The following is a 14,346-nucleotide window of genomic DNA, read 5'->3' as shown; positions in this document are numbered from 1 at the left end:
TACTCTCTCTGTATATGCAAACAGTCTGAAGGCTGGAGCATATGGACCATTCGTACATGCAAACGGCCCGAATGCATATACAAGCCGTGCGTTCATTCCGATAAGCGTGCTGAGGCAGCTTCCGGCGGGCCGCCTGCCCGGCGCGGCCCTACTTTTGTCCCGTGCCTTCCCTCCCACCCAACCGCCGCCTGCCGCTCATCTTCGCCATTATTCTGGTCGATGTCATTGTGGGAGCGGCCATTGGGCCGGTGCTGCCGGAGTTTGTGCGGGGGCTGCCGCAGGCGCAGCTCTGGCTGAGCGTGGGCACGGGTATCTTCCTGGGAGTACAACTGTTTTCGGCCCCGCTGCTGGGGCGGCTAAGCGACGGTTACGGGCGCCGGCCTATCTTCATTCTATCGGCGGTAGGCACCCTACTGGCCAATGCGCTGCTGCTGCCCGTGCGGGCTGGCCTGTATTTCACAAACCGGGTGTCCGATGGCCTTACCAATGGCATGTACGCTACGGCGCGCTCGGCCATTACCGATGTATCGGCGCCGGAGCAGCTGTTTCGGAACCAGGGCATTGAAGGCGCCATTATTTCGCTGGGTTTTGTGCTGGGCCCTATGGCGGCAGGCCTGCTGCTCACCGTGTTGCAGGTGCCCCCGGCCCTGCAGGCTACCTACGTGGTGCGGCTGGCCGTGGGCCTGGCGGCCCTCAACGTGGTATTGAGCCTGCTGCTGCCCGAAACCCACTTGCAGCGCAACGGCGTGCGCGGAGCCGAGCTACGCGCCGAGCTGGCCCGGAGCATCAACCCGCTCACCCTCTGGGCCCGGCTGCGCGCCAAGGATGCAGCTAATCCGGGAATCCGGCGCATTGTGCTCACGCAGGTGGCCCTCACGCTCAGCACGGGGTACTATTTCTACTTTGTGCCCTTCATGAGCCTGGGGCCGCTGCACCTCGACGCCCAAGGAATTTCCTACATGTTTATGTTTTTCGGCGCGCTGAGCGTGGGGCTGAACTACGGCTTCTTCACCTTTTTTGCCGACCGCCTCAACCAGCGCCGCGCCGTGATGTGGCTGGCTGCGCTGGGCGTGCCGGTGCTGGTGGGCTATGGGCTAGTAGGTACCTCGAAAGTGGCGTTCTACGTCTTTGTCTTTCTTGATTGCTGCACGCTTTCCCTCATCCAGGGCCTGCTGGAAGGGCGCCTGGCCCGCCGCACGACGGAAGCCGACCGGGGCGAAATCTTTGGACTGAACCAGGCCTTCCAATCCCTGGCCAGCGTGGCGACAACCCTGGTTTTTGGCGGGCTGTCGGTGCTTGATTTGCGGCTGCCGTGGGGATGGTTTGCGCTATGCCTGGCCGCGGTGGCGGTGTTGGCGGCTCAACGTCAACCACGTCGCAAAGAACTTAAAGAAAGTACGGCCGCATAGCAGCTAAACGGCCTTCCTTGCCCTCATGTACGGACCTGCTCCAATCATCAGCGCGGGCCGGATATAATGGAAAACTATTGACATAGTCCAAATCACAATTAACTAAATCCGCTAATAACAGAGGCAGGCTTAGCATACATTACTGTAAATAATATGCCTTTGTTTTCTGTTTTGGCATCTTTGCAGGAACGGTACCGACATATAAGCCAAATAATCCTTATCTTGCCCTAGTTATAAGCCTACTTCGATTCTAGCTTTCGTCTAAATCACTTTCGTACTTATTCATTATTTATCGAGCGGGACTAATGGGCGAATGAGCTATAGTATAACCCCCATAAGCCTATCAATTTTTAAATTATTTTTCCTTTCCGCCCTTTATGAAATCCATTTCCCTTGTTGCGCTGGCGCTCTTTCTGACTGCCGGTACCGCGCACGCCCAGCAGCGCCCCGCTACGTCAGCACCGATGCCTACGCCAATGCCCGCACCGGTGGTGACGCCTGCCCCGCTTCCAGCTCCTGATGTACAGGAAGTACCGAGTCAAACTCCGGCTTCGGCCAATGAGCTTGAGTGCCGCGTGCTCACTGGCCGGGTAACCGACATGTTCGACCACCCCTTGACGGGGGCTACCGTGATGCTACGCAGCCACACCAAGGGCTTCAGCGTCGACGCATTTATCACCAATGCTGAAGGAAAATACATTGTCACATCCAAGCAGCCCATTCCGCGCAACACGATGTTGGAAATTACTGCTGGGGGCTACAACACGTTCGTGCTGCCGCTGGAGAACTGCCGGCCCATAGAAGCCTCCCTGGAGCCGCTGCCCGGCACGCGCTTTAAAAACGATGGTCGCATCAAAAAGACCAGCGCCAGCGGCAAAATTCACTAAGTCCTGGCGGCCTTTTCAGGGTGTCGTTGAGAACATTAGAACGTCATGCCGAGCTTACAGAAGCAGTAAAGATGCTTCTGTAAGCTCGGCATGACGTTTTTTAATCGTTAATTGAGCTACACAGTAGTCACTGCTTTCAGAAACGCATAAGCCGTTTGCGGGTGGCAGATATCGGAATGGCCGCTGATGTAGGTATCCGCTCTGAGGTTGTAAATCTGACCGGAACCGAATGGATACGCAAAGCCTACATCCTCGAGTAGGCCGTCGGTGGCCTCAGTAGTTTTTTGGGCGCCGTTGCTGCCCAAACCGCCGAATTTGTCGTTGGCATCGCCCAGGCCCTGCCCTACCTGGCCGGCCAGGCGCGAGGCCAGCGGGTACATGGTGCCCACGGCACTGTCGTTGCGGGTGTGGCTGACCACGATAGGACCGGCCACCAGTTTGTCGCTCACCACGCGGCGGAAAAAGCCCGCGTGGCCGCCATCGTCGTAGCTGCCTGAGAAGCCGTAGTGCGAAAAAGCGCCTTGCAGCAGCGTCATCGAATCTGCCATCACGCTGTGCGCGGCATCGGCCCCGGCCACCGCGGCGGAGAGCAGGCGGCAGCCGAAGCTATGGCCCACCAGATGCAGGCGCACCGCCGGCAGTTCCTGCCGCACGCGCCGCAGCACGGCATTGACGCCGCCCTGGCCCACGGTGCCGGCCCGGTCTTTCATCTGGTAGTAAGTGGTGAGATTGAGCACGTTCATGGCCGCTGCTTTGATGCCACCAAACAGGCTGCTGCCGATGCCAGCAGCATGGTCCACATCCGGCGCAGTGGAGGCCGATATGGAGCTATTGAGGCTGCCGTCGTCGGGCAGTTGCAGGTCGGTGGCGGGGGGTGGTATGCTGAGGGTAGCAAACATATCGGTGCCGTCCATCGCCATAAAATCAGCAGCCGACTCCAGCCCCGGCACTGGGGGAGCGGGCGGCAATACCTCCTTCAGCAGCTGGGCAAACTCGTTCTGGGCGGGGTCGCTGTCGAGCTGCGGCACCAGAGCTTGGGCCCGCGTGAGCTTGGCGTCAGCATCGGGCGCATCAAAGGTGCCTTTGAGACGCTCCAGCTCCGCTACCAACATGGTATTGGTAACAGGCGAATCAAAACCAGCCGCGCCGCTGGGAATCAATTGGGCATCGGCAAACTTCTTGGATGGCCAGAGCACGCCCAGCACCGCGAAGCGACGGCCGGCCAGACCCAGCGAATCCTGCGGGTCGTCGAGCAAGGGCCGCACACAGCCTAGGAAACGCTGGTACAGGTCGCGGGCTTCGGCCATGTCGTTGTTCCAGCCGTGCGACAGCACAATGAGGTCGGTAGTCGGCTGGGCTTTCAGGCCGTCCAGCAAAGCATCAACTTGGGCCGGCTGGGCCGGGCTGCCGTCCTTGGCAAACTCGACCGGGAAGTACGGGAATCCTTGGAGGTTATCCATTGCAGAAAGAGGTTTGGTGGGGTGATGATTGGTGGTTGATGGGGTTAATAGCGGCAGCTTGGCGCCATGTGTCATCCTGCGTTTGCGAAGGATGACAGATAACGGCGTCCTCACACCGCCTGAATGGCCCGCATCAAATCCACGAGGCCGCTGCCCTGGAAATATTTCTCGCGCTTGAGGTCGGTGGCGGTGCTGGTGAATAGCTCCTTCACCTGCTCGGGCCGGCCGATGAACTCGCGGCGGATGGACAGGAACGCCGCGATGGCGCCCGATACGTGCGGCGTGGCCATGCTCGTGCCGCTGTCTTCCACGTAGTCGCAGGCCAGCGGCGGATTTTGAGCGGCCATGTCCTGCTGGGCCTTGCCGGCGGCGCAAGAGAGGATTTTTTCGCCGGGCGCTACCAGGTCGGGCTTGGCGCGGCCATCGCCGGTGGGCCCCTTGGAGGAGAAGTACGACACGCCGTAGACGTGCGGCATGTCGCGGTGCGTCGAGCCCACGGTGATGGCCAGCTCCGCATTGCCGGGGTCGTTGATGGTGAGGCCCATGCCGGCCGTCACCACGCCGTTGAAGCGGCTTTGGGCCACGCCGTAGCCGGTATTGCCGGCAGCCACCACCACTACCACGCCGGATTTCACCAGCCGGTCGACTTCCACGCACAGCGGGCTTTGGCCGCAGGCAAACCACTCGGGGTCGAAGGCATAGCCCACGCTCATGTTCACACCGTGCACCAGTAGGCGGCGGCCATGGCCGTTCAGTTCCTGAATCAGAGTGATGGCTGCAATCAGGTTGCTCACGTTGCCTTTGCCGTTGGCATCCATCACCTTTAGGCTAAGTAGCTTGCACCTGGACGCCATGCCGCTCAGCTTGCCGGTATTCACGGGCACATAGGTGATTTCGCCCATCTCGCTGCGGTTGCGGTTGTAGGCACGCGGCGGCGCGTCCCAGCCCCACCGGCCGCCGATGATGCCGGCTACGTGGGTGCCGTGCCCCATGCCATCGGTGAGGGCGGTGGGCGGCTGGCCATCGGCGGCTGGCGGCGCGCCGGTGAAATCGGTATGCTCCAGCGGCTTGTCGAGGTTCAGGTTGCCCTCGGTCTCAAAATGCGGATGAGTGCCGTCGATGCCCGAATCCATCACGGCCCACACAATACCGTCGCCATACGCCCCGTAGGACGCGTGGGCGGCATCGCACTTGATGGTGGCGATGGACTTGTTCATCTGGGCCACGATTTCGAAGTCGGCCCAGATGTGGTGGATAGCCCTCGGGCCCTTGCTCATGGTGCTGTCGGCGGCGGGCACGCCCTTGTGGTCGCCCTGGTCGGCGGCCACCAGGTTCAGCACCACGTTGGCTTCCACCTCGGCGAAGAAATACTGCTGGTTGTACTTGTTCTTGGGGTTTTGGTCGCCCACAAAGCCGGGTGCCAATTCCCGTAGCTTTCCGATTATCCAGTCGCGGGCCTCGGTGCGCCCGCCCGGATATTCCAGGTTCAAATCGATGATGACGTGGAAGAGCTTAGGCGGCAGCGTCACCTCGCTGCTGAGCTGCCCCACGGAGCCGGCTGGCTCGCTGGCCAGCCGGTCGAGTCGGTTCTTTTCGTCAATCAGGTGCTGCCGGAGCGGCATGGCAATGGTGCTGGAGAGCAGCACGTCGCGCAGGTGCGACACTTCGGGCGGGATATCGGCCATATGAAAAAGGTTAGGTAGAACCCAATTTACCCGCCAATTTTCGGGCGGGCAATAGTAGCATTAACCAAGTAAACATATTTCATTTAATATTCTATTTATTTAGAAAATGGGAGGCATCAGCTGAAGCACCAGCAAGTAGTCGCCAATGGCCCTCCCACTTGTCATGTTTGCATCTCATGCTCGTGCCTTATCCACCTTAACCTTGTGCAGAAGCTATTTAGGATGACAGACGAACTTGCGAAAAACAACTTTCTAAACAGCCTCGCAATCATTCAACTACCCGCCAACAACATGAGGAAAATCAGTCAGCTCGCAGGCGACATCTGTAGGCGTGCTCTTCAACACCTACCAGCCTGTAGCGACGCTGCCACGGATGATAATCACTAGCAGATAAACACCTTGCTCGTGCGCTACGAAACCTGCCGGAAAAGCGGGCGCACCCGATTACATGCCACTTATCTTATAACCCCCTCTCGGCTTACTTCACAAAAAAAGCAACCCCGCCCGCAGGTTGCGGACGGGGTTGAGTTATAGGAAGCACAAGGCTGCCCGGTGTGATACTAGGCGGGCAGCGTGCCACGATGGTTCGTCACCTCCGTTTTGGCTTGGTTCAGTTCGGCTACCTGCACCACTACCTGACGCAAATCGACGGCCAAGCGGAAGGCTGCTACCGGCCCACGCGTAACTTTCGCCGCACCCAGGTCGCCCCGGCGTTTCACGGCAGCCCGGAGTTCGGCTTCGCGGCGCGGCCGGTACTTGCTGTCGGAGGCCATGGTGGCCAGTTGGGAATTGAGGGAAGTAATATCCTGGTCGAGGCCGGTGATTTCTCCGGTGATGTCGGTGGCCCGAGCGGTGGCCTTGCCGTCGCGGTGGTCGTAGCTCGTTTGGCGGAAGGTAAGGTCATCCAGTTCGGTCTGGATGTCTTTCAATGCTTCGTCGCACATGGCGTGGTCGGTCAGCAGTTCTACAGGGTAAGCCATTGGTAAAAATGAAAGTGTGAAAAGATAAATTACCCCAACTAAACGCGGCCCTAGTATTTACAGTATGTTGATTTTCTATCTTTATTATTCCTTCCGATATTAAGACCAACGCCGTAGTTCTAGTTCTGGCATTGGGCCTCCCCCTCGTCCCCTCTCCGATGGATAGGGGAGCCAGACACTAGGTCAGGAATTGAGGTAGCTTTAACTCTTAACTCAACGCAAAATCGGTGCCCTCTGCCTGCGGAAGAGGGTCAGGGGCAAAACCTCCGACCGCACGGCCTACCCCGCTCCCAGCAGCCGGGCCAGGGCCGCTGCCTCCGTATCCAGGGCCAGCAGGCGTACCACCGCCAGGGCGCGCTCCACTACGGTGGCGGGACTGGGAGCGGCTGCCGTTACATCGGCGGCCAGCACGTCGAGCCAACGGGTAATGTGGGCGCGCTCGACCGCGGGCGCGGGCTCAGCTAGCAGGGCAGTTTGTAGCACGGCCAGGGCCCATTGACGCCGGCTTTGCAGGGCGTTGCGCTTGCCCTCCCGATGCAGCGCCCAGCGCAGCCGGGCCGCCTGGGCGGCTACCGAGCGCTGCCGGGCCAGCAGCGGGGCCGGCGGCAAGGACCCAAAGTCAGGGAGTGCGGGAAGCGTTTCGAAGGGCGCGGCCGTGGGCAGCTCCGTGCGGAAAACAGGCGCGGCTGTCCCCTGACCGGTGGGCGGAGGCAGCAAGTTGCCCAGCCGCGCGAGGCGCGCATCGGCCAGCGGTGTGGTAGTACGGCGGCCGGCTTCTATATTGCCAATCTGTCGCTCGCTCACGCCCAGGTAGCGGCCTAGCTCGGCTTGGGTAAGGCCAAAATGAGCCCGCACCGCGGCTTCGACAGTGTTGGATGGAACAGGGCGCGACATAGGCGTTGTGGGGTGATACAGAAAAAAACGGATATAACCCCACAGAAGTTGTGGGGTTGAAGCAAAATATTTTTTAGTACCCCACAGCAGTTGTGGGGTAACAGGATTTTATTTGAAGCGACCCCACACGTATAGATAATACTCTTGCCAGTAGTGCGGTGAGCGGGCGGTGCTGTTGTGGGCGGGCATGTGTGAAATGGTATCAATGGCCATCATCCTGACGGTGCCACGCACGTTGCCCGGCGCGACCAGCCCTTCCCGCAGCTGATGCGGTATTTTTCACTTTTTGCGGAGGGTGTTCACACTCCTGCTACAGGGTCCGACGCTGCCAGAAATGGTGCGCCGCCTGCACCTCCAGGCCCACCGTCGAAATCCCAAACCGCTGCCCGCACCCTGCGGCAGTATTGCTCAATATTCCCTGGCATTCATCGACCAAAAGCTGGCGCTGGAGGCGCAGATGGTAGCGCTGGCCAGATTTTAACTTTAGGGCGCTTTCAGCGTGGCAACGTGGGCTTCTGCCGTTTTTTCCGACCCAATCGGCTGCACAAATACGTGCTTTACATCGGGGTGCGCGGCTTGAATGGCGGCGCACAGCCGTTCTACGGCCTCGGTAAGTTGAGCGGCAGGCAGCGTGGGCGCAAATTCCACGCTCAGCACCACCAACAGCTCGTGCGCGCTTAGGTAGGAAGAAAGCGGCGGCGCGGTGCGCAACACAACCTCTTCGGCCTGGGCCAGGGCAGCAATTTGCTGAAGCAGCATGGGAGCGGCAGGCTCGCCCAGCAGCAGGCTTTTGGTTTCGCGCAGCAGCAGGCCCGCCACCACCAACAGCAGCAGGCCAATGAGTAGCGAGGCCACGCCATCGAGAACGGGCATATTCAGCTGGTGGCTGAGCAGCACGCCGAGAAAGGCGATAATTAAACCCAGCAAATCGGAAGCATCCTCAAACAGCACCACGAAAGTCGAGGGGTCCTTGCTGGCCCGAAAAGCCGACCAGAACGACTGCCGCCCGCGTTGGGCATTGAACGCCCGGCGCGCCACCAAAAACGACGCCCCATCGAAGCAAAAGGCCAGGGCCAGCACCACGTAGTTCCAAGTAGGGTCTTGCAGCGGCGTGGGGTGCCGCACGTGCTCAATGCCCTCATATAATGAAAGGCCGCCACCAATGGCAAAAATGAACACGGCCACGATGAAGGCCCAGAAATACAGTTCGCGCCCATAGCCAAACGGCCGCTCGGCGCTGGCCGGCTGCTGGCTTCGGCGCAGGCCCAGCAGCAATAGCCATTCATTGGCTGTGTCCACTACGGAGTGAATGCCCTCGGCCAGCATAGCCGAGCTGCCCGTGAACCACGCCGCCCCAAACTTGATGGCGGCAATAGCCAAATTAGCCGTCAGCGCAGCCCAGATGGCCGTTTTGGGAGCATTGTTGGTAGCGCTGGGCACGGGACGTAAGCAGAAATGAATACTAAGGCTGCACGGCCACCGGGCCCTGGCAGGGTACTACAGGTACGTACCCTGTAGCGGCACGGCCAAAGCCAACGCGGATTTACCACGGAGCCAGCTTCGGCCAACAACGAATAAAGCCGCCCGGAATGCCGGGCGGCTTTATCAACAAGTAAGGCTTGCGGCCTCGCAGCTTTGCTGTTCCATACCCCGGAAATCAGCAAAAACTATTTATTGTACGACCAGGGTGCGAACTGCAGTGCCGTCGGCCGATAGTAAGCGGAGCGTGTATACGCCGGCTGGCTGGCCGCGCAGGTCCACCATCCGCTTTTCTTGGCCCGTGACTTTGGAAGCTGGCTGCCGCAGCACTACCCGGCCCGTCAGGTCCGTAACGGTCAGCGCCGAGCTAAAGAGCAATGGTTCCTGGCCCGCCTGCAACGTGAACAGCCCCGTTGCGCTGGGGTTGGGAAAGGAGGTGAGGGCATCGAGCTTGCGGGCCGTCTGGGTGGCGGTGGGCGAGGTTACCATTGTGATATCGTCCAGGTACACGGCGGTGCCCATGGTAATGGACCGGCCGGTTCCCGAAGTGATTACGATGTGCGCCGAATCGGGCACGCTCGTCGACTGGTAGGTCAGTGGTATTGCGCCCAGAGCGTAGGTAGCGCTGGGCTGGCTGATGTACGTATTGCCCCCGCCCACGATTTCAAAGGCTCCGCTGGCCCGGCTCGTGAGTGTAACCGTGATGCTGGCCGAATCATCGGCCACCGCCGTCCCCGCTGTTTTGTAATAAAACTCCATGCTATTGGGGCGGGCGGTAAAGGGCTTACCACCCAACGCGGGGCTACCCGGCACCACGGCCGTGCCCCAAACCAGAACTCCGGCTACGGCGGTAGCCCCCATGGGACCGGTTTGAACTTTGACGGCATAAGTACCCCCGTGGCTGTCGGTCGTCTTGACAACGGTATTGGTAGGCGGCAGCGTCACGCCCGAAAGACCGGCAATAAACTCTTCGGTATTGAGCCAGTGCTGGGGCACTTCTACGCCAGCACCGTTGGTACGCCAGCTTTCAAAGTCACCGTTCACAACGGTTGATTGAGCTTGGCCATGGGTACTACAAGCCAGCAGTACTGAAAAAGAAAGGAAAAATTGTTTCATATCAGGTTAATTGAGGGTGGTGAAGGGAGTGGGGTATGGAATGGGGTAGTATGGAAAAAACAGCGCATTCGATGCCAGCCACCCTCAAATCGAGGGGGTAGAATCAATTCTTATCCAAGAATCTATAAATCAGTGGGTGGAAACAGGAGGTGGTTCAAATATATAAGTCTATTGCGTATATCTTACCATTAGATTATTAAAAATAAGTATTACCCGCAGTTTCTGTAGGTTGCACCGCTAGCTATTCGGCCACGGCCTTGCCCTGCATTGCCAGTTATGCAGCAATAGCCCTATTAAACCCAAACCATCACGAACCCCAGCCTGCCATACTGAGCGTAGCCAAGGCATCTCGCGGGGTAACGGCCAATCATTCCTGATTAGTGAATAGGATGCAGGTCGTCTAGGCTGCGCTCGGCATAACTCTTACATAGCAGGAATGCTTCAGCGCCAGCCTATGCATCCAACCCAGCAGCTTGCGGGCAGGTAGCAGGACCCGCAGCTTACGCTTTGTCGTCCAGTTGCGCTACGACGTCGGCTTTGCTTTGAAGCGGGTCGGCCAGATGCTTGCCTTGCCAGTCGCCGCGCCGGTACCAGAGCAGCGCCAGCGTGGCCGCCAACACGTTGGAAATCACAAACGACCACCACAAGCCGTGGAAGCCCAGCGCCGTGTGCTGCGACAGATACCAGGCCACCGGAAATTGAAAAACCCACACGCCGATAATGGTCAGCATCATGGCCGCCAGCGTGTTGCCCGACCCACGCAAGGCCCCTGACACCGATTGCTGCGCCCCGGTGAAGCACAGACTGAAGACGGCAATTCGCACAAATTCCACCGCGTCGCGGCTCACGGCCTCATCGCCTTTCAGGAAGAAGTTGACCAGCGGCACTGCGGCCAAGTAGCCCGCCAAGCCCACTACCAGCAGCCCGCCAAAGCTGATGCCGATGGCGTAATTGGCCGTTTGTACGGCGCGGGGCAAGTTGCGGGCCCCAATGTTTTGCGCCACCAGCGTGGAGCAGGCCAGCGAGATGCCCAGCGCCGGAATGATGCCCAGCGCCAAAATGCGCGACCCAATGCCGTAGGTAGCAAGTACCGTTGTGCCAAACGAGGCCGCCAGCACCGTCATCACCGACAGCCCCAACGCCCGCGCCGACAGCTCGATGGACGAGGGCACGCCCAGCTTTATGGCCCGGCTCATCAGCGGAAAATCCAGCTTAAACCCTTTGAACGAAAGCTGAATGCCCGAGCGGCCGCGCAGCAACACGATGATGCCCACGGCCGTGCTCAGAAACTGCGTAATCAGGGTAGCCATGGCGGCACCTGCTACGCCCAGGCCCGGCACCGGTCCCCACCCATAGATGAAAAGCGGGTCGAGCAGGAAGTTGAGGGCCAGCGTGCCGATGTTTATGTAGAGCGGAATCCGAACCTCGCCCACGCCCCGCATCAGGGCCTGAAACATGAGGAAACCAAAGTTGAACACCAACCCCAGAAACAGGATGCGCTGAAACTGGTCAGCCTGGGCAAAAATGTCGGGTCCCACCCCAATCAGGCGCAGAATAAGCGGCGAGCCCAGGTGCGCTACCACCGTGAGCACCACCGCCAGCGCGGTTTCGAGCACCAGCGTCTGCACCGCAATGTGATTTACCATGGGCAGATTGCGGGCCCCGTAGTTTTGGGCTACCAGCACCGAGCCCGCTACCGAAAACCCTGAGCCCAGCGCCATCAACAGGAAGTTGATGGGGAAGCTCACCGCCACGGCGGCCACCGCGCCAGCTCCCAGCCGCCCCACCCAAAAGGCATCAACCAACTGGTAGCCGGTTTGGAGCAGGTTGCCAAACACAATGGGCAACGCCAGCGTCAGCAGCGCTTTCAGAATGGAGCCTTGGGTAAGATTGGGACGAGAAGCAGCAGCGGGGTTCATCATACTGCCTGCAAATACGGACCAAGGCACTATTTGGCTACCGCGTTGTTGGTCCTCTGGTTCGCAAGCGCAGGGTGACCGACGGCTCATCAGCTCAATTACGCTCAAAAGCAAAGCGGCCCGCCGGCGAAAACGCCAGCGGGCCGCTCCAGTAAGCTACTCCTGAATTACATCAGGTCGGCCGTGTGAGCCTTCATGATTTGACGAGCCTGGGCGAGGTTGGTGTCGCGGGCATTCACAGCCAGGTACACGAACTGGTCGCCTTTGGGCGACAGCTTCAGCAGGTGCAGCTGGTCGGTCAGGGTCAGGAGGATGTCCTGCACGGTTTGGTTCAGCTTCAGGGCCGCGATGGCTTTCAGCTTGGCTTTCACCACTTCGGTGTTGTAAGCAGCGGCCGTTTCGATGTCGAAGTCGGCGATGTTGGTGTGCGAGGCCAGCGGCATGCCGGTTTCAGTTTCTACCACGGCTACGGCCAACAGAGTGGGCAGTTCGGTCAGGATGTCTTTAACAACTTGTTTAGGAGAGGTTGCCATAAAATGGTTTGTGGGAATAAGGATTGGAATTAAGAAAAAAATTTAAACGGCTATGAGCAGGATTGCTCAGCTTGTGTGTCGACGCATTATTTCTTTGGCGATGCCCAGGTTGGCATCGGCCGTGTGTACGGCCAGGAAGCAATACCATTTGCCGTCGTTCATGGGGCGCAGGTGGTGCAGCTGGTCTTCTAAAATCACGGATATATCGGTAAGCGGACCGCCGGCCCAGGCTTTTGCTGCCAGGGCTTCGTCCATAACGCGCAGCAGCTTGGCGTTGCGCAGGCTAATTTGATTGGGGTTATAAGCAGCACTAACTGTATAAGAAGCCACCACGCGCCCCGACTGCGTGTTTACCACGCAAGCCATGAGCAGGTCGGGCAAGTCATGCAATAAGCCTTCGATTACTTCTTTGGAGCGCTTTGCCATTTCATCGTCGGTTGCAACGGTAATCTTTTTTAAAGGCAGTCGATTAAAAAATGGTAAATTCATAAAGAGTCAGTAGCAATGATATTCCGGCGGTGCCTTCTCGGTCCGGCTATGGCAGCCCGGCAGTTCTGCTTCCCCCCACCCGGCCAGCCAAATATACGGTCAGACAAGAGGAAGCAGTTTTTCTCGGGAAAACACTCGGCAATACAAGGGCTTCAGCAAGGGCTCTTTTCGCAAATTGCCGGCCAGGTGCCGAAGCGAATCAGAGGTTAGTGAAGCGTCCTAATCAATGCAGGTGGGAATGGGCAAAGCCCGCTCCGGCCCCCGTATCCTTCTTCAGAGCATGCTGCCGCCAAAACAGAGTGTCCCGAAAGAAAATCAGGTGCCTAGAACTGCCACCAATGGTGTTTCTTGGCCTTTACTTGGGGCACCAGCGTCACGTTTTGCACGCTGTAGCCTTTCACCTGCACTTGCAGGTCTTCTTCGCTGTAACCGCCGTAGCCTACTTGCAGCTTCGAGGTCTGGTTGGCCGGCACCGTCAGGGAATAATTTCCCTGCGCATCGGTGCTTACGCCACGGCCGCGTGCTTTATCAAGCACCGTAGCGCCAATCAGCGGGTTGCCATTCTCATCCAGAATGCGGCCGGTTACGGTCGTCATCTTGGTAACGGCAACGGTTGCCTCGGGCGCATCGGCTACTTTCGTCAGGTCCTCACCGACAGCGGCTACTACCATGCCCGAAGGCAGGGTGGCACTAGCCGTGCTGTGCAGGTTGTTGCTGGCGAAAGCGGCACCGCTCAGCAAAGCGGCCACCATCACGATGGAGCCCGCCCGCCGACGGAAACGAGCCGGCTCGGTGCGAATGAGGTCAAATTGGTTTTGAAGCCAGCCCACGGGCCGGACATCGTGGCCTTTGGCTTTGAGGGTGTGGAAGCGCTGAAACGCTTCGCCGCCCTTGTCCGGATTGGCCTTTAGGTAAGCGTCCACCAGTTCGGTGTTCTTACCCGACAAGTCGCCCCGGAGATAGGCGTCCCGGTACCCGGGAAGCAACTCCTGGGTAACGGGGTGAAATGGGTGAGCAGTTAATGCCATATTGAAAGAGAATTGAGGAAATTGAAAACGATTATGGCGGCCAGCACAGGCTTTGAACTCGTACTGTTTGACAAGTTTACGGGCAAAAAATAGCGACGTTAATCGGTTTTCGATGAATCAAGTGTTTTAGAACACAAACGATTGATTTTACCAGTCTAAAGTTTTAAAATTCCAATTTTTGGAATAAGGACGAGGTTAAGAAATTCTTGGCAAAATACCGCTTTATTTATCTTAGTCACTATTTTGCAAGGTTAAACGCATACAAATGACACAAAATAATATTGCAAAATTTCAAGTAATAGACAATAGCGATAAATCTCATAGCAAACCTCCTCTTTAGTTCCCATTCTGGGATTAGTTCAATAATTCTCATCTCCTACTCCATCGCATCAGTTTCTTCCCTCAAGATGCGGATGAGCTTACTTCTATCCGTAGGAATGCAAGGGTAAAACCAAGGCCAGAGTGCC

General features: G+C 58.4%; 13 protein-coding genes. 3 read left to right on the top strand and 10 right to left on the bottom strand.

Annotation, left to right across the window (positions count from 1 at the left end; genetic code table 11):
- Positions 1-161: 161 nt before the first annotated feature.
- Complete coding sequence (locus J4E00_RS21700) at positions 162-1,409, top strand: MFS transporter (protein WP_208177380.1); 1,248 nt, start codon at positions 162-164, stop codon at positions 1,407-1,409.
- Positions 1,410-1,786: 377 nt separating this feature from the next.
- On the top strand, positions 1,787-2,296 hold the full coding sequence (locus J4E00_RS21695; RefSeq protein ID WP_208177379.1) for a carboxypeptidase-like regulatory domain-containing protein: 510 nt from the start codon (positions 1,787-1,789) through the stop codon (positions 2,294-2,296).
- A gap of 116 nt (positions 2,297-2,412) precedes the next feature.
- Here the strand turns inward: J4E00_RS21695 and J4E00_RS21690 are convergent, their stop codons facing one another.
- The 4 genes from J4E00_RS21690 to J4E00_RS29885 form a co-directional block, all read right to left on the bottom strand.
- Positions 2,413-3,756 carry a hypothetical protein gene (locus tag J4E00_RS21690; protein ID WP_208177378.1) on the bottom strand — a complete coding sequence of 448 codons (1,344 nt, stop codon included), beginning with the start codon at positions 3,754-3,756 and terminating at the stop codon, positions 2,413-2,415.
- A 110-nt stretch (positions 3,757-3,866) separates the two neighbouring features.
- On the bottom strand, positions 3,867-5,441 hold the full coding sequence (locus tag J4E00_RS21685; protein ID WP_208177377.1) for a S8 family peptidase: 1,575 nt from the start codon (positions 5,439-5,441) through the stop codon (positions 3,867-3,869).
- A gap of 560 nt (positions 5,442-6,001) precedes the next feature.
- Positions 6,002-6,421, bottom strand: a complete 420-nt coding sequence (locus J4E00_RS21680; protein ID WP_208177376.1) for a hypothetical protein — start codon at positions 6,419-6,421, stop codon at positions 6,002-6,004.
- Between the two features lie 279 nt (positions 6,422-6,700).
- Positions 6,701-7,315 (bottom strand): helix-turn-helix transcriptional regulator, encoded by a 615-nt coding sequence (locus J4E00_RS29885; protein ID WP_208177375.1) that lies wholly within the window; start codon positions 7,313-7,315, stop codon positions 6,701-6,703.
- Between the two features lie 295 nt (positions 7,316-7,610).
- Between J4E00_RS29885 and J4E00_RS21670 the strand changes: the two genes are divergently transcribed.
- Positions 7,611-7,796 (top strand): hypothetical protein, encoded by a 186-nt coding sequence (locus tag J4E00_RS21670; RefSeq protein WP_208177374.1) that lies wholly within the window; start codon positions 7,611-7,613, stop codon positions 7,794-7,796.
- 2 nt (positions 7,797-7,798) lie between these two features.
- Here the strand turns inward: J4E00_RS21670 and J4E00_RS21665 are convergent, their stop codons facing one another.
- The 6 genes from J4E00_RS21665 to J4E00_RS21640 form a co-directional block, all read right to left on the bottom strand.
- A complete protein-coding gene (locus J4E00_RS21665) occupies positions 7,799-8,755 on the bottom strand; it encodes a cation diffusion facilitator family transporter (protein ID WP_208177373.1) in 957 nt (318 codons plus the stop codon).
- 231 nt (positions 8,756-8,986) lie between these two features.
- On the bottom strand, positions 8,987-9,910 hold the full coding sequence (locus tag J4E00_RS21660; protein WP_208177372.1) for a T9SS type A sorting domain-containing protein: 924 nt from the start codon (positions 9,908-9,910) through the stop codon (positions 8,987-8,989).
- A gap of 500 nt (positions 9,911-10,410) precedes the next feature.
- The gene (locus J4E00_RS21655) at positions 10,411-11,832 is read right to left on the bottom strand and encodes an MATE family efflux transporter (RefSeq protein ID WP_208177371.1); all 1,422 of its coding nucleotides are present in this window, start codon (positions 11,830-11,832) and stop codon (positions 10,411-10,413) included.
- A gap of 164 nt (positions 11,833-11,996) precedes the next feature.
- Positions 11,997-12,362 carry a hypothetical protein gene (locus tag J4E00_RS21650; protein WP_208177370.1) on the bottom strand — a complete coding sequence of 122 codons (366 nt, stop codon included), beginning with the start codon at positions 12,360-12,362 and terminating at the stop codon, positions 11,997-11,999.
- A gap of 66 nt (positions 12,363-12,428) precedes the next feature.
- The gene (locus J4E00_RS21645) at positions 12,429-12,788 is read right to left on the bottom strand and encodes a hypothetical protein (RefSeq protein ID WP_208177369.1); all 360 of its coding nucleotides are present in this window, start codon (positions 12,786-12,788) and stop codon (positions 12,429-12,431) included.
- A gap of 386 nt (positions 12,789-13,174) precedes the next feature.
- Positions 13,175-13,879, bottom strand: a complete 705-nt coding sequence (locus J4E00_RS21640) for a carboxypeptidase-like regulatory domain-containing protein (RefSeq protein ID WP_208177368.1) — start codon at positions 13,877-13,879, stop codon at positions 13,175-13,177.
- Positions 13,880-14,346: the final 467 nt, after the last annotated feature.

Origin of the sequence: Hymenobacter negativus (genome assembly GCF_017571495.1) — a bacterium.
Taxonomy (GTDB): Bacteria; Bacteroidota; Bacteroidia; order Cytophagales; family Hymenobacteraceae; genus Hymenobacter; species Hymenobacter negativus.
The sequence above is the reverse complement of the archived record's forward strand: the minus strand, read 5'-3'. Positions and strand labels throughout refer to the sequence as shown.